15 protein-coding genes are annotated in these 16,328 nt (G+C 70.3%); 8 read left to right on the top strand and 7 right to left on the bottom strand.

The annotated features are described in order from the left end of the window. The first annotated feature begins 47 nt into the window (after window positions 1–47). Window positions 48–1,340 (top strand): nucleotide sugar dehydrogenase, encoded by a 1,293-nt coding sequence (locus V6R91_RS30565; RefSeq protein ID WP_336398460.1) that lies wholly within the window; start codon window positions 48–50, stop codon window positions 1,338–1,340. Window positions 1,341–1,373: 33 nt separating this feature from the next. Here the strand turns inward: V6R91_RS30565 and rfbD are convergent, their stop codons facing one another. From rfbD to rfbA, 3 genes are read right to left on the bottom strand one after another with little or no spacing between them, the layout of a single operon-like run. Beyond that, window positions 1,374–2,795, bottom strand: coding sequence for a dTDP-4-dehydrorhamnose reductase (rfbD, locus tag V6R91_RS30570; protein ID WP_336398461.1), 1,422 nt, complete (start codon window positions 2,793–2,795; stop codon window positions 1,374–1,376). Window positions 2,796–2,800: 5 nt separating this feature from the next. Next, window positions 2,801–3,799 carry a dTDP-glucose 4,6-dehydratase gene (gene rfbB, locus V6R91_RS30575; RefSeq protein ID WP_336398462.1) on the bottom strand — a complete coding sequence of 333 codons (999 nt, stop codon included), beginning with the start codon at window positions 3,797–3,799 and terminating at the stop codon, window positions 2,801–2,803. After that, complete coding sequence (gene rfbA, locus V6R91_RS30580; RefSeq protein ID WP_336398463.1) at window positions 3,799–4,668, bottom strand: glucose-1-phosphate thymidylyltransferase RfbA; 870 nt, start codon at window positions 4,666–4,668, stop codon at window positions 3,799–3,801. Before rfbA ends, rfbB begins: the two co-directional genes overlap by 1 nt. Window positions 4,669–4,800: 132 nt before the next feature. On the opposite strand from rfbA, the gene V6R91_RS30585 reads away from it, so the two are divergent. The 4 genes from V6R91_RS30585 to V6R91_RS30600 are packed head-to-tail and all read left to right on the top strand — an operon-like array spanning window position 4,801 to window position 9,157. After that, window positions 4,801–6,750, top strand: a complete 1,950-nt coding sequence (locus V6R91_RS30585; RefSeq protein WP_336398464.1) for a DUF6541 family protein — start codon at window positions 4,801–4,803, stop codon at window positions 6,748–6,750. A 40-nt stretch (window positions 6,751–6,790) separates the two neighbouring features. After that, entirely contained in the window at window positions 6,791–7,522 is a 732-nt protein-coding gene (locus tag V6R91_RS30590) for a glycosyltransferase family 2 protein (protein WP_336398465.1), read from the top strand. Then, the gene (locus V6R91_RS30595; RefSeq protein ID WP_336398466.1) at window positions 7,519–7,911 is read left to right on the top strand and encodes a DUF2304 domain-containing protein; all 393 of its coding nucleotides are present in this window, start codon (window positions 7,519–7,521) and stop codon (window positions 7,909–7,911) included. Before V6R91_RS30590 ends, V6R91_RS30595 begins: the two co-directional genes overlap by 4 nt. Next, window positions 7,898–9,157, top strand: a complete 1,260-nt coding sequence (locus tag V6R91_RS30600; protein WP_336398467.1) for a hypothetical protein — start codon at window positions 7,898–7,900, stop codon at window positions 9,155–9,157. The genes V6R91_RS30595 and V6R91_RS30600 overlap by 14 nt, the downstream gene beginning before the upstream one ends. On the opposite strand, the gene V6R91_RS30605 is transcribed toward V6R91_RS30600, so the two are convergent. From V6R91_RS30605 to V6R91_RS30620, 4 genes are read right to left on the bottom strand one after another with little or no spacing between them, the layout of a single operon-like run. After that, the gene (locus V6R91_RS30605; protein ID WP_336398468.1) at window positions 9,147–10,247 is read right to left on the bottom strand and encodes a glycosyltransferase family 4 protein; all 1,101 of its coding nucleotides are present in this window, start codon (window positions 10,245–10,247) and stop codon (window positions 9,147–9,149) included. The two genes, V6R91_RS30600 and V6R91_RS30605, sit on opposite strands and share 11 nt — an antisense overlap. A gap of 25 nt (window positions 10,248–10,272) precedes the next feature. After that, window positions 10,273–11,358, bottom strand: coding sequence for an acyltransferase family protein (locus tag V6R91_RS30610; RefSeq protein WP_336398469.1), 1,086 nt, complete (start codon window positions 11,356–11,358; stop codon window positions 10,273–10,275). A gap of 14 nt (window positions 11,359–11,372) precedes the next feature. Further along, window positions 11,373–12,509, bottom strand: coding sequence for an NAD-dependent epimerase/dehydratase family protein (locus V6R91_RS30615; protein WP_336398470.1), 1,137 nt, complete (start codon window positions 12,507–12,509; stop codon window positions 11,373–11,375). A gap of 50 nt (window positions 12,510–12,559) precedes the next feature. Further along, complete coding sequence (locus tag V6R91_RS30620) at window positions 12,560–13,450, bottom strand: glycosyltransferase family 2 protein (RefSeq protein ID WP_336398471.1); 891 nt, start codon at window positions 13,448–13,450, stop codon at window positions 12,560–12,562. 153 nt (window positions 13,451–13,603) lie between these two features. Between V6R91_RS30620 and glf the strand changes: the two genes are divergently transcribed. The 3 genes from glf to V6R91_RS30635 are packed head-to-tail and all read left to right on the top strand — an operon-like array spanning window position 13,604 to window position 16,307. Further along, the gene (gene glf, locus V6R91_RS30625; protein WP_336398472.1) at window positions 13,604–14,740 is read left to right on the top strand and encodes a UDP-galactopyranose mutase; all 1,137 of its coding nucleotides are present in this window, start codon (window positions 13,604–13,606) and stop codon (window positions 14,738–14,740) included. A 23-nt stretch (window positions 14,741–14,763) separates the two neighbouring features. Next, entirely contained in the window at window positions 14,764–15,561 is a 798-nt protein-coding gene (locus tag V6R91_RS30630; RefSeq protein ID WP_336398473.1) for an ABC transporter permease, read from the top strand. Then, window positions 15,561–16,307 (top strand): ABC transporter ATP-binding protein, encoded by a 747-nt coding sequence (locus V6R91_RS30635; protein ID WP_336398474.1) that lies wholly within the window; start codon window positions 15,561–15,563, stop codon window positions 16,305–16,307. Before V6R91_RS30630 ends, V6R91_RS30635 begins: the two co-directional genes overlap by 1 nt. The last annotated feature ends 21 nt before the right edge of the window (window positions 16,308–16,328 follow it).

The raw sequence follows: 16,328 nt of genomic DNA on the forward strand, positions 1-16,328 counted from the left end.
GTCTGGCGCGGGCGGCGCCCGGCGCCGCCCGCCCTAGACTGGAATCCATGCGCATCGCCGTCGTGGCCCTCGGAAAGATCGGGCTTCCCCTCGCCGTCCAGTTCGCCGATTCGGGCCACGAAGTGATCGGCGTCGACGTCAACGCGGCGACGGTCGACAGCATCAACGCCGCCGTCGAGCCGTTCCCGGGCGAAGCGCACCTGCAGGACAAGCTCGCCGAGCTCGTCCCCGCCGGGCGCCTTCGGGCCACCACCGACTACGCCGACGCCGTCCCCGGCGCGGACGCGGTCGTGCTCGTGGTCCCGCTCTTCGTGGACGACGCCACGTGGGAGCCGGATTTCGCATGGATGGATGCCGCGACCCGGTCTCTCGCGCAGCACCTCACGCCCGGCACGCTGGTCTCGTACGAGACGACGCTGCCGGTCGGCACGACGCGAAGCCGCTGGAAGCCGATGCTCGAAGAGGGGTCGGGTCTCGTCGAGGGTTCGGACTTCCATCTCGTCTTCTCGCCGGAGCGCGTCCTCACCGGCCGGGTGTTCGCCGACCTGCGCAAGTACCCCAAGCTCATCGGCGGCCTGTCCGAGGCGGGAGCGCAGCGCGCCCGCGAGTTCTACGAGTCGGTGCTGCAGTTCGACGAGCGCGATGGCCTCGCGCGGCCCAACGGCGTCTGGGACCTCGGAAGCGCCGAGGCGGCCGAGATGGCGAAGCTGGCCGAGACGACGTACCGCGACGTCAACATCGGACTGGCCAATCAGTTCGCCCTCTTCGCCGCCGAGCACGGCATCGACGTCTACCAGGTCATCGAGGCGTGCAACTCGCAGCCCTACAGCCACATCCACCGTCCCGGGATCGCGGTCGGCGGTCACTGCATCCCGGTGTACCCGCGGCTGTACCTCTCGACCGACCCCGGCGCCGACATCGTGCGCACGGCGCGCATGCTCAACGCGTCCATGCCCGGCCGTCTCGTCGAGCAGGCGGCGGGTCTCCTCGGCTCGCTCGACGGCACCCGCGCCGTCGTCCTCGGCGCGGCCTACCGCGGCGGCGTCAAAGAAACGGCGTTCTCGGGCGTGTTCCCGACGGTCGAGGCGCTCACGCAGCGCGGCGCCGACGTCCGCGTGCACGACCCGCTGTACAGCGACGACGAGCTGCGCGCCCTCGGCTTCGAGCCGTACCGGCTCGGCGATCACGTCGACCTCGCCGTCCTCCAGACCGACCACGGCGACTACCGCACGCTGACCCCGGCCGATCTGCCGGGCATCCGCCTCCTCGTCGACGGCCGCAACGCGACGGATGCGGCCGCCTGGGCCGGCACGCCGCGCGTCGTCGTCGGAGCGGGCTGAGCCGCGTCGGCCACCCCGGTCGCGGGGGTCGGCTCAGCCGCCCTCGCCCGTGAGGTAGCGGCGCAGCGCGTCCTTCCAGTCCGGCGCCCGGAATCCGGTCGCCTCGATCTTGGCGAGGTCGAGCGCGCTGTTGCGGGGCCGCGGAGCGACCGGTGTCGTGGCGGCGGAGAAGTACTCGTCCGTCGAGACGGCCGTGATGCGAGCCGGGTCGTGGCCGGTGAGCTCGAACACCGTCCGTGCGACGTCGGCCCACGACGCCGGGTCGCCCGCGCCGGTGAGGTTGTACGTGCCCGACGGCGCCGCGGTCGACAGGAGATGACGGATGCCGCGAGCGATGTCGTCCGCGAACGTGAGGCGCCCGATCTGGTCGCCCACCACGGACGGGTCCACGCCCCGCTCCGCGAGCGACTGCATCGTGCGGACGAAGTTCCTGCCGTCCCCGATCACCCAGGAGGTGCGCAGGATGTAGTGGCGCGGCACGGTGGACACCACGGCGTCGCCGGCGGCCTTCGTCTGCCCGTACACCCCCAGCGGCGACACCGGATCATCCTCGCGGTAAGGGCGGGACAGCGTGCCGTCGAAGACGTAGTCGCTCGAGACGTGGACCAGCGTCACGCCGTGCGCCGCGGCCACCGCCGCGAGCCGCGAGACGCCCGTGACGTTGGTCAGCCACGCATCGGTGCGTCCGTCCGCCGTCTCGGCGAGGTCGACGGCGGTGTAGGCGGCGGCGTTGACGACGGCTGCGTAGTCGCGCCAGCGCCGGGCCTCCGCGAGGTCCGGCGAGCCCAGGTCCACGTCGTCGCGCGCGGCGAACTCGACGTGCGCCGCGCCGGCGAACTCCGCCCGGAGCGCGCGTCCGAGCTGTCCGTTCGCGCCGACGACGAGGATCTTGCGCGGGGTCATCGGCGTCACGTCCGCCAGGCGGGGGTGAGCCCTGTCCTTCGCGGAGACCTCGACCTGGTCGAGCGGGATCGGCCACGCGATGGCGGCGGACTCGTCGGCGAGGTTGAGGAAGGTGTACGGCGCCTCGGACGACCAGTGATCGTTGACGAGATAGGTGTACGCGGTGTCGGGCTCGAGCGTCTGGTAGGAATTGCCGACGCCGCGGGGCACGAAGATCGCGCGGGACGGGTCGAGCTCGGTGGTGTAGACCGCCCCGAAGGTCGGGCCGTCACGCAGATCGACCCACGCGCCGAAGATCCGTCCGGTCGCGACCGAGACCCACTTGTCCCACGGTTCGGCGTGGATCCCTCGCGTGGTCCCGACCGCGTCGTTGAACGAGATGTTGTTCTGCACCGGTCCGAAGTCCGGAAGTCCGGCGCGGGTCATCTTCTCGCGCTGCCAGTTCTCCTTGAACCAGCCGCGGCTGTCACCGTGGACGGGGAGGTCCCACACGACCAGCCCGGGAATGGGAGTGGTGGTGATGCCCAGTTCCTTGCCGAACTCGATCGCCACGCGTCTCACTGCCCCTTCGATGCGTAGAAGGCTTCGACGCCGTCCTTGGCCGGCGCCCACCAGTCCTCGTTCTCGCGGTACCAGTCGATGGTGGCGCGCAGGCCGGCCTCGAAGTCGCGGTATCGCGGCTGCCAGCCGAGCTCGGTGCGCAGCTTGGTGGAGTCGATGGCGTAGCGCAGATCGTGTCCGGCGCGGTCGGTGACGTGGTCGTAGGCGTCGGCGGGCTGTCCCATCTCGGTGAGGATGAGCTCGACGACGGTCTTGTTGTCCTTCTCGCCGTCGGCGCCGATGAGGTAGGTCTCGCCGATGACACCCTTGTCGAGGATGGTGAGCACTGCGGAGGAGTGGTCGTCGGCGTGGATCCAGTCGCGCACGTTCTCGCCCTTGCCGTACAGCTTCGGGCGGATGCCGCGCAGGACGTTGGTGATCTGGCGGGGGATGAACTTCTCCACGTGCTGGTAGGGGCCGTAGTTGTTGGAGCAGTTCGAGATGGTGGCCTGCACGCCGAACGAGCGCACCCAGGCGCGCACCAGCAGGTCCGATCCGGCCTTGGTCGACGAGTACGGCGACGAGGGGTTGTAGGGGGTGGACTCCGAGAAGCGGGCCGGGTCGTCCAGCTCCAGGTCGCCGTAGACCTCGTCGGTGGAGATGTGGTGGAACCGGGTGCCGTGGCGGCGGGCGGCTTCGAGCAGCGTGTACGTGCCGATGATGTTGGTGTCCAGGAACGGGCGCGGGTCGTGCAGCGAGTTGTCGTTGTGCGACTCGGCGGCGTAGTGCACGACCGCGTCCGCCCGGCTCATCAGGCCGTCGACCAGCTCCGCGTCGGCGATGTCGCCGCGGACGAAGGCGAAGCGGTCCTCGGGCAGGCCTGCCAGGGAGGCGAGGTTGCCGGCGTAGGTGAGCTTGTCGAGCACCGTGACCTGGTGATCGGTGTGCTCGAGGACGTGGTGGACGAAGTTGGACCCGATGAAGCCTGCGCCTCCGGTGACGAGCAGGTGGGCCATCAGCGTCCTCTCTCCAGCAGCTCCAGCAGGTACGTGCCGTACCCGGACTTCACCAGCGTCTGCGCCCGGGCGCGCAGCTCGTCGTCCGTCAGGAAGCCCTGCCGCCACGCGACCTCCTCCGGCACGCCGATGCGCATGCCGGTGCGCCGCTCGATCGTGCGGACGTAGTCGGCGGCGTCCGTCATCTGATCGAACGTCCCGGTGTCCAGCCACGCGGTGCCGCGCGGCAGCACCTCCACGTGCAGCGACCCGCGCTCCAGGTACGCCCGGTTGATGTCGGTGATCTCGTACTCGCCGCGCGCGCTGGGCTGCAGCTCGCGGGCGATGCCGACCACGTCGTTGTCGTAGAAGTACAGCCCCGGCACGGCGTAGTTGCTCTTGGGTGCCCTCGGCTTCTCCTCCAGCGAGACCGCCCTGCCGTCGCCGGCGAACTCGACCACGCCGTACGCGCTGGGCTCGGCCACCCAGTACGCGAACACCGCGCCGCCCTCGACGTCGGTGTACCGCTTCAGCTGCGTGCCCAGACCCGGTCCGTAGAGCAGGTTGTCGCCGAGGACCAGGGCGACCTTGTCGTCGCCGATGAAGTCCGCACCGATCGTGAACGCCTGCGCCAGCCCGTCCGGCGACGGCTGCTGCGCGAACGTCAGGCTCACCCCGAACTGCGACCCGTCGCCCAGCAGACGCTCGAAGAACGCCGCATCGTGCGGCGTCGTGATCACCAGGATGTCGCGGATGCCGGCGAGCATCAGCGTGGACAGCGGGTAGTAGACCATGGGCTTGTCGTAGACCGGGATCAGCTGCTTGGACACACCGAGTGTGATCGGATGCAGCCGCGTGCCCGAACCGCCCGCGAGGATGATGCCCTTCACCCGACAATCGTGTCACAGGTCGCGTCCGGGCCCCGAAGCGGCCTCTCAGCGATACGCCGGTAGGGTTCTAGCGGTGCGCCGGGCAGTCGCTCACGCCGACCACGACACGTGATTCTCCGAGAAAGGCCGATCGTGACGTTTCTCGACCTGGTTTGGCCGGTGTGCGTCGCCGTCGCGATCCTGTGGGGTCTCGGCGGAGCGCTGGCGGCCGCGGTGGGGCTGCGCGGACTCTGGGCGGTGGGAGCGGCTCCCGCGTTCGCGCTGACGATCATCGGCGGGACGGCGGTCGTCGCAGGATGGGTGGGCGTGCCGTGGTCGCTGCTCCCCGTCGCGGGCATGACGGCGCTCGTGGGCGGCGCCATCCTCCTGATCCGACGCCGGGTGGACGGTGGCATCGCGCTCGCGCGCCGGCCGCGCCCCCGGCCCGACTGGTGGCTCGTCGCCGCGCTGGCCGCCGCGGCCGTGATCACGATCGTCCGCGTCGCGCAGATCATCCAGGCACCGGACCACATCTCGCAGACGTTCGACAACATCTTCCACCTCAACGGTGTGCGGTTCATCCTCGACGAGGGGAACGCCTCCTCCCTCCGGCTCGGATACATGACGAGCCCCGATGGCTCGCTCCCGTTCTACCCGGCGGCATGGCACGCGCTGGTGTCGCTCACGGTCCAGCTCTCGGGCGCGTCGATCCCGGTGGCCGTCAACGCGGTCGTCATGGTGGTCGCCGCCGTCGTGTGGCCGGTCGCCGTGGTGCTGCTGGCCCGCGCCCTCTTCGGGCGGCATCCGGTGCTGACCGTCGGAGCGGCCCTCCTCGCCGTGTCCCTGCCCACGTTCCCGCTGCTGCCGATGGACTACGGCGTGCTGTATCCGTTCCAGCTCGGGCTGGCGGTGCTGCCGGTGGCGCTCGCGGCGACGCTGCGCGTGCTGTCGATCGTGCCGCAGCGGGATCCGGCGGGCCTGTGGTGGTGGCTCCTCATCCTCCTCGGTGCCATCCCCGGCATGGCACTCGGGCACCCTGGCGCCTTCGTCGCGTGGCTCGCGCTCACCGTGCCGATGGCCATCGTCTTCACCGTGGACCGGTGGCGGGTCTCGACCACGGTGAAGGGCAGGCTCCTCGTCGCGGCGGGGGTGATCGCGTATCTCGGGATCGGCGTCGTGCTCGTGCGCATCCTCCGGCCCCCGCTCGAGGCGCGGCTGTGGCCGACCCAGATGTCGGTGCCCGAGGCGGCATGGCAGGTGCTGTCGGCGTCGACCTGGTATCTCGCGCCGGCCTTCGTCGCCGCCGTCGCGATCCTCGCCGGAGCGGTGTGGGCGGTCATCGACCGCACGCGGCCGGCCATCGTGGCCCTGGGCATGTGGGTCGTCGGGGCGGTGCTGTTCATCACCGTCGCATCCCTTCCCTTCGGCGACCTGCGCGACCTGCTCACCGGAAGCTGGTACAACAACCTGCCGCGCCTCGCGGCCATCCTCGCGATCGCCTCGGTGCCGCTCGGGGCGTACGGCATCGTCCGCACGTGGGTCGCCGTCGCGGCGCTCCCGCCCCTGCGCCGCGCAGCCAGGTCCCTTCCGCGCGCCGCGCGCGTCACCGTCGCCGCCGTCCTCGCCGTGCTCCTGGGGCTGTCGATGCAGGGACTGGCCGTCCAGCGTGCCGTCGACTGGGCCAAACCGCTGTACCTGCTCTACCCGGGCTCGCCGCTGCTGACCTCCGACGAGTACGCGCTGCTGCAGCGCGTGCCGGAGCACGTCCCGGAGGGCGTCGCCATCGCGGGAAGCCCGTGGACGGGAGCCTCCCTGGCCTCCGCGATCTCCGGTCGGGATGTGCTCATGCCGCACACCCTGATGCAGATCTCCGACGAGCTCGAGACGATCAACGACGGACTGGACTCGGCCCGGCCCGGCGGCACCGTCTGCCGGGCCGTGGCCGACCTCGACGTCGGCTTCGTGCTGGACTTCGGCACGCAGGAGGTCCACCCCGGCACGCATCCCTTCCCGGGACTGGACGACCTCGCAGACTCGGACGCCGTGCGGCTCGTCGACAGCGAGGGCGACAAGCGCCTGTACGAGATCGTGGCATGCGGCTGATCCCGGGCGGGCACACGCCCTCGGATAGACTTCTGGGACTATGACGACCGCTTCCGATCCCGTGCTCGTCATCGTCCCGGCGTGGAACGAATCGAGCAACGTCGGCAACACCGTCAGGGAGATCCGCGCCGCCAGCGCCGACTACCACGTCGCCGTCGTCGACGACGGCTCGGCCGACGACACCGCGCATGTGGCGCGCGAGGCGGGAGCCACCGTGCTGGTGCTGCCGTTCAATCTCGGCGTCGGCGGGGCGATGCGCACGGGGTTCACGTACGCCCAGCGCATGGGCTATCGCCGCGTGATCCAGGTCGACGCCGATGGCCAGCACAACCCGGCCGACATCGAGCGCGTCCTCGCCGGGCTCGAGCGGGCCGACATCTCGATCGGCGCGCGGTTCAGCGACGTCGGCGACTACAAGGTGCGCGGACCCCGCAAGTGGGCGATGAAGTTCCTCGCATCGGTCGTCTCCCGCGTCGCGCACACGACGCTCACCGATGTCACGAGCGGCTTCCGCGCCGCCGGGCCCCGCGCGATCGGGCAGTACGTCCGCTACTACCCGGCCGAGTACCTCGGCGACACGCTGGACTCGCTCGTGGCCGCGTGCCACGCCGGCCTGGTGGTGACGCAGGTGCCGGTCGCGATGCGCCCGCGGCAGTTCGGCCGCCCCAGCCAGGGCGCGTGGGGGTCGACGGTGTACCTGCTGCGGTCCATGTTCGCGCTCGGGCTGGCGCTCATGCGCCGGTCGCGTCCTGCACCGGGGGTCGCGGCATGATCGTCCTGGCGGGAATCGTCCTGGCCGTCCTCATCCTCTTCCTGGTGATGTGGCTGCTGCTCACGCGGCGCATCCGCGAGAAGTACGCCGTGCTGTGGATCGTCGTGGCGCTGGCGGTGCTCATCCTCGGCCTCTTCCCGCAGCTGCTGCTGTGGCTCACCGCGGTGCTCGGGGTCCAGATCCCCGCGAACCTGCTGTTCGCGGCAGCGATCGTGCTGCTGCTCGGCGTGACGCTCCACCTGTCCTGGGAGCTCTCGCAGGCGGAGGACGAGAACCGGCGCACGGCCGAGGAGGTGGCGATCCTGCGCGCGCAGCTGGAGGATCTCGCCGCGCGCTGCGATGCGCTCGACGGCCGTCCCTCGTCGCCGGAGGCAGATGAGCGAGGCTGACCGGGCCGAGGGACGCGGTGCCCTCGGCTACGTCCTCGGCGCCACCGTCCTGGCCGGAGTCATCGGCTACGTGATCCAGGCCGTCGTGCCCGGCTTCACCGCCGCCGACGAGTACATCACCTTCAGCGTCTTCTGGTCGATCGTCTACCTCGTCGTCTCGGCCCTGTCCGGGGTGCAGCAGGAGGTGACCAGGGCTGCGCACGTCGCGGCGCCCGCCGGCGGCACCCGCACCCTGGTGGGGTTCGCGCTGCTGTACGCGTCGGGCGCCGCCGTGCTCATCGTCGCGCTCTCGCCCCTGTGGGCGTCCCAGGTCCTGCCGCCGGAGGCCCTGGCCGATGCGGGCGGCGCGGTGGTCCAGCTGGTCGCCGCACTCGCCGTCGCGGCGGTCGGCTACACGTTCGTCGCCGTGCTGAGCGGAGCCCTCTACGGGGTGCGCAACTGGCCGGGCGTCGCCGCCATGACCGTCTCCGACTCGGTGCTGCGCCTCATCGCGATCGCGGCGGCCCTGGCCCTCGGCGCCGGGGTCGCCGGACTGGGCTGGGCCGTCGCCGCACCGTTCCTCCTCGCCGCCGCCGGAGTCTGGCTGTTCACCGGGCGCGGCATCCGCGCCTCGCTCGCGCTCGACACCGGCATGCCCGGCCTGCTGCGCAACAGCGTGCGCACGGTCGGCGCGGCCGTCGCGACGGGCATCATGATCTCCGGCCTGCCCTTCCTGCTCGGGGTCACCTCGGACCGGACCCAGCCCGAGCTCCTGGCCTCCCTGATCCTCGTGATCACCCTCACTCGCGCGCCGCTGGTCATCCCGCTCCTTGCCCTCCAGAGCCTCCTCATCGTGACGTTCCGGGACGCGCCGGGCAGGGTGGCCGCGCGGGTCCGGCTCTGGGGTGCGGGCCTTCTCCTCGTGACGGCTGTGCTGTCCGCGCTCGCCGTGGTCGTGGGCCCCTGGGTGATCGCACTCCTCTACGGCGACCGCTACGCGCTCCCGGCGCCGGCGTACGCCGCGATCGTGGCCAGCGCCGGGCTCACCGCGCTCCTCTGCCTGACCGGCCCCGCCGTGCTCGCCGCGGGGGATCACGGGCGCTACCTGCTCGGCTGGGCCGCGGCATCCGCCTCCCTCATCGGGTTGCTGCTGCTGCCGCTGCCGGAACTCGAGCGCGTGTTGCTCGCGCTGTGCGCGAGTCCGGTCGTGGGCGTGCTGATCCACGCCACCGGACTCGTCCGCCGTCGCAACGGCGTCAGCGGGTGATGCCCAGCGCTGCGTCGAAGGACGCTCTCGTCTCGCGCGCGGTGCGCTGCCAGGTGAACTCCGCCGCTCTCGCCACGCCCGCGGCCGACATTCGCTGACGCAGGCCGGCGTCCGTGGTCACCGCGATCATGGCCTCGGCGAGGCTCCGGTCGTCGGCCGGCTCGAAGTAGCGCGCCGCATCGCCGGCCACGAACCGGTGCACGTCGATGTCGCTGAGCAGGACGGGGACTCCCGCGGCCATCGCCTCGAGGGAGGGGAGGGAGAAGCCCTCCGCCAGCGACGGGATGGCCAGCGCCGTCGCGGTCGAGTAGAGGCGGCGGACCTCGGCATCGTCCACCCAGCCCCGGAGATCGACCCACCTGGCCATACCGGTCTCGTCGACGTCGGCCTGCAGCGGGTCCTCGCCCCGGCCGCCGGTGATCACCACGCGCGGGCGCTCCGCCTCGGGGATGTGGGTGAGGGCGCGGATCAGGGAGCCCCAGTTCTTGTGGGGGCGGCGATTGCCCATCGCGAGGATCAGGGGTCCCTCCGTGCCCGCGAGCGACCGATCAACTCCTTCGGGCGTCGTGCCGGCGAGGGGCACCACATCCAGGCGCCCGCGCTCGACGCCCAGGTACTTGACGATCTCGTCGGCGGAGGTGGGACTGATGGTCACGATGCGCGTCGCGTTGCGCGCGGCGACCTTCTCCATCCACTTGACGGGCGCCGTGTAGAGCGGGGTGGACATGTACTCCGGATGGCTCCAGTAGAGCATGTCGTGCATCGTGACGACGGTGGGCATCGTCGTCTTGCGGGGCCCGAGCGTCGCGGGCGAGTGGACGAGATCGGCACGGACGCGGTCGGCGGCGCGGGCCACCTGCGTGAGCTCGCCCCACGCCCACTGGAACCGGTTCTCACCGCTGATGCCGGACTCGATGATGCGACCGGGGAACCAGGACCTGTCGAGGGCGGCGCCCTCACGGCTCAGGAACCCGACGTACTCGTACTCGTCGCCCAGGGCGCCCAGCGCGCGGTAGAGCTCACGCGTATACGTCTCCATGCCCCCCTTCGTACCGGAGTAGGACAGGAGGTCGACGAGCACGCGGGGCACGGTCGTCCAGCCTACGTCACCGGGGTCACATGCGCTGGATGTCGCCGGGGATGGTCTCGGGCGGGCGGAGGTGGTTGCCCGCCGGCCGCGCCCACAGCATCGCCCGGCGCTCGATGCCCACCCAGCTGGCCCACGCCAGGGCGAACGTCACGACGACGGTGATCGCGATGTACGCCGGCATGCCCAGGGCGGCGGCGCCCAGCAGGACGGTGAGCTGCTGGACCGGCCAGGCGTAGATGTAGAAGCCGTAGCTGACGTCGTTGCGCGCGATCCACCGGGGCTGCGGCACGACAGCCGACAGCCACAGCAGCCCGTATGCGAGGAAGGGGGCGGCGGCCTGGCCTCCCCACCGGGGCACCGCCGCGATCAGCACCACGGCGATGACGAGGGAGCCGATGCCGACGTAGCGGTTGATGCCGGCCCGCTCGACGAGGAAGTACACCAGCGCGCCGCCGAGGAAGAAGGGCGCGAGCTTGGCGAACAGCACGAAGCTCTCGTCGAGACCCCACCGCTGGGCCAGACCGATGCCGATCCAGACGGCCAGGCTGACGCCGAAGGCCGCACCCGCCACGAGAGGCGTGCGGCGGAACAGCGCCAGCCCGCCCAGCACCCACACCAGGATGTAGCAGAGGAACTCGTAGAAGAGCGTCCAGAGCGATCCGTTCCACGCGCCGGGGTAGGGCACCGACTCGAGCGTCGTGCCGATCGTGTAGTGGTCGATGTAGAGAGTGAGGTTGCCCCAGATGTACTCCAGGGGCGTCACCGGCGTGCTGAGGAAGCCGGCGAGCGTGCCGTGCTCGAGGAGGGCGGCCAGCGGCGCGAACACGAAGGCGATGACGACGAGGCACACCAGGAAGGCCGGGAAGATGCGGGCGATGCGGTGAAGAAGGTAGTCTCCCGGGCCGGTGCGCAGCCGGCTGCGGGTGATGAGGAAGCCCGAGAGGACGAAGAAGCCGGCCACGGCCCATCCGCCGAGGTTCTCGCCGTGGATCTGCGGGCCCACTCCCTGCCCGGCGATGTAGAAGGAGTGCGCGAAGAGGACGGTCGCGGCCAGCACCAGCCGGAAGAGGTTGAGGCTGTTGGAGCGATACGGGTAGGGGGTGCCCGTCAAGATCGCGCGCCGGATCACTTCAGGAGATTCCTCGCCGCCATCTCGTCGAGGGACCGCTGGTAGGCGTCCTCCTCGACCGGCTCGGTGAGGACCCACTCCACGAACCGCTTCACGCCGTCGCGGAACGTGACGGCGGGCTCGAAGCCGAGGACCTCCCGGAGGCGGGTGGTGTCGGCGACGTTGTGACGGATGTCGCCCAGACGGTAGTTGCCCGACACGCGGGTCGGCACCTCGGTGCCGAAGGCGGCGAACAGCGCCGCGACGACCTCGTTCACGGTGGTGGCCACACCCGATCCGACGTTGAAGACGCCGCCGGCGGCCGCGGGCTCGGTGGCGGCGAGGAACGTGGCCTCCACGACGTCGTCGATGAAGACGAAGTCCCGGCTCTCGAGGCCGTCCTCGAAGATGTTGATCTCCTTGCCCTGACGGATCAGCGTCGAGAAGATCGAGAGGATTCCGGTGTAGGGGTTCTTCAGGGACTGCCCCGGCCCGTAGACGTTCTGGTAACGCAGCGACACCGGCTCGATGCCGACCGTCGGCGCGACGGTGAGGATGAGCGACTCCTGCATCTGCTTCGTGATGCCGTAGACGCTGGACGGGTGCAGCTTGGACCCCTCGTCCGTGGGGATCAGCTCGAGGTCGCCTTCTCCGTCCATGTGCACGTCGAAGTCGCCGGCGGCCATCGCGGCGTCGTCGCGGTGGGAGGGATACACCGTCCGCCCGTCGGCGGTGCGGTATGCGCCCTCGCCGTAGATCGACCGCGACGACGCGATCACCAGCCGCCGGACGGAATGCTCCTCGTTGGCGAGGACGTCCAGGAGCTTGGCGGTGCCGCCGACGTTCGCCTCGACGTACCGGTCGATCTCGTACATCGACTGGCCGGTGCCGGTCTCGGCGGCCAGGTGGACGATGACGTCCGCCCCCGCGATCGCCTCGCGGAGCGCCTCGACGGACGTGACGGACCCGTGGATCACCGTCGCGATGCCGTCGAGGCTGCGCAGCAGCGGCGACGTCGTCGCGGGGTCGGCGCCGTGCACCTGCGGGATGAGGGCGTCCAGCACCGTGACGGTGCTGCCGGCGGCGACGAGCCGCCGGGCGAGCCGACTGCCGATGAATCCCGCTCCGCCGGTGATGAGCACGTGGTTCGACATAGCGGGAGGACTCCTGATGAAGCGGTGGATCCCCCGGCGCGGGCGGCGGTTCAGGGGGTGAAGACGTGGGCGAGAGTCGATTCTATCCCGGCACGTGTCCCGTGCCTGATGACGCCGGGAAGCTCGGTGAGCGCATGAAGCCGGGACATGACCCGCAGGCCCGCGGTGGTCGAGGTGCGCCCCCAGCCCTTGGCCTTCGCCAGCTCGCGGGCCTGGCGGTAGTACGTCCGCTCGTCGCGGAACCGTCGTCCGTCCAGCAGGGTCTTCTGGGACGCGCTGCTGCCGTGGCGGCGATACGAGAAGGCGAGCTCCGGGTTGTACGCGAGGGTGCCGCCGTCGAAGGCGATGTCCATCAGCAGGGCGAGGTCCTGGATGATCGGCAGGCCGTCGCGGAAGTCGATCCGCCGCAGCGTCTCGGTGCGGAAGGTGAGCGACGGCCAGTACAGCCAGTCGCCGCGGATGAGGCTCGTCGCCATGCGCTCGGCCGTGAGCACGGCGATGCCCCGTCCGCCGTGCGGGGCGAGGATGCTCTGCTTGACCCGGTCGACCAGCGGCCGGACGACGCGTCCCGTCTCGTCGATCACCTGGACGCCGGGCTGGATCACATCGGCGTGCGGCACCGCCCGGATGGTGCGGCCGATCACGCTCACGTAGTTCGGCAGGAGGAGGTCGTCGCAGCCCAGGATCGTCAGGTGCTCGCCCTGCGCGCGGCGGATGGCTTCGCGATAGTTCTCGGTGATCCCGAGATTGACCTCGTTGCGGACGTACGCGATCCGCGGATCCTCGATCGCGGCGAAGAAGCCGGGGACGGACTCGTCCGGGTAGCAGTCGTCGATGACGAGAAGGCGCCAGTCGGGGTCGTCCTGCGCCTGGACGGAGCGGACGGTGTCGTAGAGCAGCGCGGGGTCGCCCCAGAACGGAATGACGATGTCGAGTGTCATGGCACCCCGAGCCTACGAGATCCCCCGTCGCCTCGCCGCACACCGCCGGGGCTCACCCGTCCCGGACAGGCGCATCGAGTAGGATCGGACTCCGCGGCGGCTGGGCCCGCCGCGTCGCCGTGTCCCGGCATCCCCCTCACGAAAGCACAGCGCATGGATCTCCTCGTCGTCGGCTCCGGATTCTTCGGCCTCACGATCGCAGAACGGGCCGCGGCGGCTGGTCGCAAGGTCACCGTCATCGATCGCCGCCACCACATCGGCGGGAACGCGTACAGCGAGGACGAGCCGACGACCGGGATCGAGGTGCATCGCTACGGCGCGCACCTGTTCCACACGTCCAACCCGGGAGTGTGGGAGTACGTCAACCGCTTCACGACCTTCACGGACTACGTGCACCGCGTCTACACGAACCACAAGGGCGTCGTGTACCCGCTGCCGATCAACCTCGGCACCATCAACCAGTTCTTCCAGGCGGCGTACTCGCCGCAAGAGGCGCGTGCGCTCGTGCACGAGCTCGCCGGCGAGTTCGACGCGAAGGACGCAGCCAACCTCGAGGAGAAGGGGATCGCGCTCATCGGCCGCCCCCTGTACGAGGCCTTCATCCGCGACTACACCGCCAAGCAGTGGCAGACGGATCCCAAGGAGCTGCCCGCCGAGGTGATCAGCCGCCTTCCCGTGCGCTACAACTACGACAACCGCTACTTCAACGACACGTGGGAGGGCCTTCCCACCGACGGGTACACCGCGTGGCTGGAGCGCATGGCCGACCACCCGGGCATCGAGGTGAAGCTCGACACCGACTTCTTCGACGAGTCGCAGCCCCTCAACAAGAAGGCGACGGTCGGGCAGGTTCCCATCGTCTACACGGGCCCGGTCGATCGGTACTTCGACTACGCGGAGGGCGCACTGTCCTGGCGCACGATCGACCTCGAGCAGGAGGTTCTCGAGGTCGGCGACTTCCAGGGCACGTCGGTCATGAACTACGCGGATGCCGACGTCCCGTACACGCGCATCCACGAGTTCCGGCACTTCCACCCGGAGCGCGCCGACCGCTACCCCGCCGACCGAACCGTCATCATGCGGGAGTTCTCGCGGTTCGCGTCGCGCGAGGACGAGCCGTACTACCCGGTGAACACGCCGGAGGACCGCGCAGGACTGCTGGCGTACCGGGAGCTCGCGAAGGGTGAGAAGGACGTGCTCTTCGGCGGCCGCCTGGGCACGTATCAGTACCTGGACATGCACATGGCCATCGGCGCGGCGCTGTCGATGTGGAGCAATCAGCTCGCGTGAGCGGGCCCGCATAGACTCGACCCGTGACCACTGCCGCCGTCGGCGCCCCCGGATCCGCCCGGCGCTACGTCCACTCACTGTGGCTGCTGTCGGCGCGCGACCTCAAGGTCCGCTACGCCACGAGCGCGCTCGGGTATCTCTGGTCGATCCTGGACCCGCTCGTGATGAGCGCGATCTACTGGTTCGTCTTCACGCAGATCTTCGATCGCACGGTCGGCCATGAGCCCTACATCGTCTTCCTGATCACCGCGCTCCTGCCGTGGGTGTGGTTCAACTCCGCGGTGTCGGACTTCACGCGGGCGTTCAACAAGGACGCCCGGCTGGTGCGATCCACCGCGATCCCGCGCTCCATCTGGGTGAACCGCATCGTGCTGTCGAAGGCGATCGAGTTCCTCTGCTCGCTGCCGGTCCTCGCGCTCTTCATCGTCGTGGCAGGGCCGGGCGTGCAGTTCAACTGGGGTCTGCTGCTCTTCCCCGTCGCCGTCCTGCTGCAGACGATCCTGCTGATCGGTCTCGGCCTGCTCGTCGCGCCGCTGTGCGTGCTGTGGAGCGACCTGGAGCGCACGACCAAGCTGATCCTGCGTGCGCTGTTCTATGCGTCGCCGGTCATCTACGGGGTGTCCGACCTGCCGGGCGTGTTCGAGACGCTCGCCGCGTTCAACCCCCTCGCCGGCATCTTCGCGCTCTACCGGGTGGGGTTCTTCCCCGGGGAGTGGGATCCCTGGGTGGTGTCGATCGGCGCCGTCATGTCGGTGCTGTTCTTCGTCCTGGGCGTGCTGGTGTTCCGCCGCCTGGAGCGTCCCGTCCTGAAGGAGCTGTGATGACGTCGTCGGGCCTGGCGATCGAGGTCGAGGGCCTCGGGGTGCGTTTCCGCCGGAACCGTCGTGGCCGCCGCAACATCAAGGACCTGTTCTCCGACTCCACGCGGCGCTCGAAGCCGGGGGAGTTCTGGGCGCTGCGCGACGTCGGCTTCGACGTGCGCCCGGGGGAGTCCATCGGCGTGGTGGGGCGGAACGGGCAGGGCAAGTCGACGCTGCTCAAGCTCGTGGCGGGCGTGCTGCTCCCCGACGAGGGGACCGTCTCGGTCAACGGCGGCGTCGCACCGCTCATCGAGATCACGGGAGGCTTCGTCGGCGACCTGACGGTGCGCGAGAACGTGCGCCTGACGTCGGGGCTCCACGGGATGTCGAAGGCCGAGGTCACGCGTCGCTTCGACGGCATCATCGCTTTCGCCGAGCTCGAGGACTTCATCGACACGCCCTACAAGCACCTCAGCAACGGGATGAAGGTGCGCCTGGCGTTCTCCGTCGTCTCACAGCTGGAGGAGCCGATCCTCCTCGTCGACGAGGTGCTGGCGGTCGGCGACAAGGCGTTCCGCGAGAAGTGCTACGCCCGCATCGACGAGCTGCTCGCCGACGGCCGGACGCTGTTCTTCGTGTCGCACAGCGAGCGCGACCTGCGGCGGTTCTGCACCCGCGGGCTGTACCTCGACAAGCACCGGCTCGCACTGGATGCCCCGATCGACGAGGTCCTCGACCGCTACAACGCCGACTACCCGACCGGCTGAGCGCGGTCGCAGCCGGCGGCT

This window comes from Microbacterium sp. CCNWLW41 (assembly GCF_037083505.1).

Bases quoted from the DNA above. Each gene is read 5' to 3' on its own strand.
- V6R91_RS30565 (WP_336398460.1), top strand. From the start codon at position 48: ATGCGCATCGCCGTCGTGGCCCTCGGAAAGATCGGGCTTCCCCTCGCC.
- rfbB (WP_336398462.1), bottom strand. From the start codon at position 3,799: ATGGCCCACCTGCTCGTCACCGGAGGCGCAGGCTTCATCGGGTCCAAC.
- V6R91_RS30590 (WP_336398465.1), top strand. From the start codon at position 6,791: ATGACGACCGCTTCCGATCCCGTGCTCGTCATCGTCCCGGCGTGGAAC.
- V6R91_RS30595 (WP_336398466.1), top strand. From the start codon at position 7,519: ATGATCGTCCTGGCGGGAATCGTCCTGGCCGTCCTCATCCTCTTCCTG.
- V6R91_RS30600 (WP_336398467.1), top strand. From the start codon at position 7,898: ATGAGCGAGGCTGACCGGGCCGAGGGACGCGGTGCCCTCGGCTACGTC.
- V6R91_RS30615 (WP_336398470.1), bottom strand. From the start codon at position 12,509: ATGTCGAACCACGTGCTCATCACCGGCGGAGCGGGATTCATCGGCAGT.
- V6R91_RS30620 (WP_336398471.1), bottom strand. From the start codon at position 13,450: ATGACACTCGACATCGTCATTCCGTTCTGGGGCGACCCCGCGCTGCTC.
- glf (WP_336398472.1), top strand. From the start codon at position 13,604: ATGGATCTCCTCGTCGTCGGCTCCGGATTCTTCGGCCTCACGATCGCA.
- V6R91_RS30635 (WP_336398474.1), top strand. From the start codon at position 15,561: ATGACGTCGTCGGGCCTGGCGATCGAGGTCGAGGGCCTCGGGGTGCGT.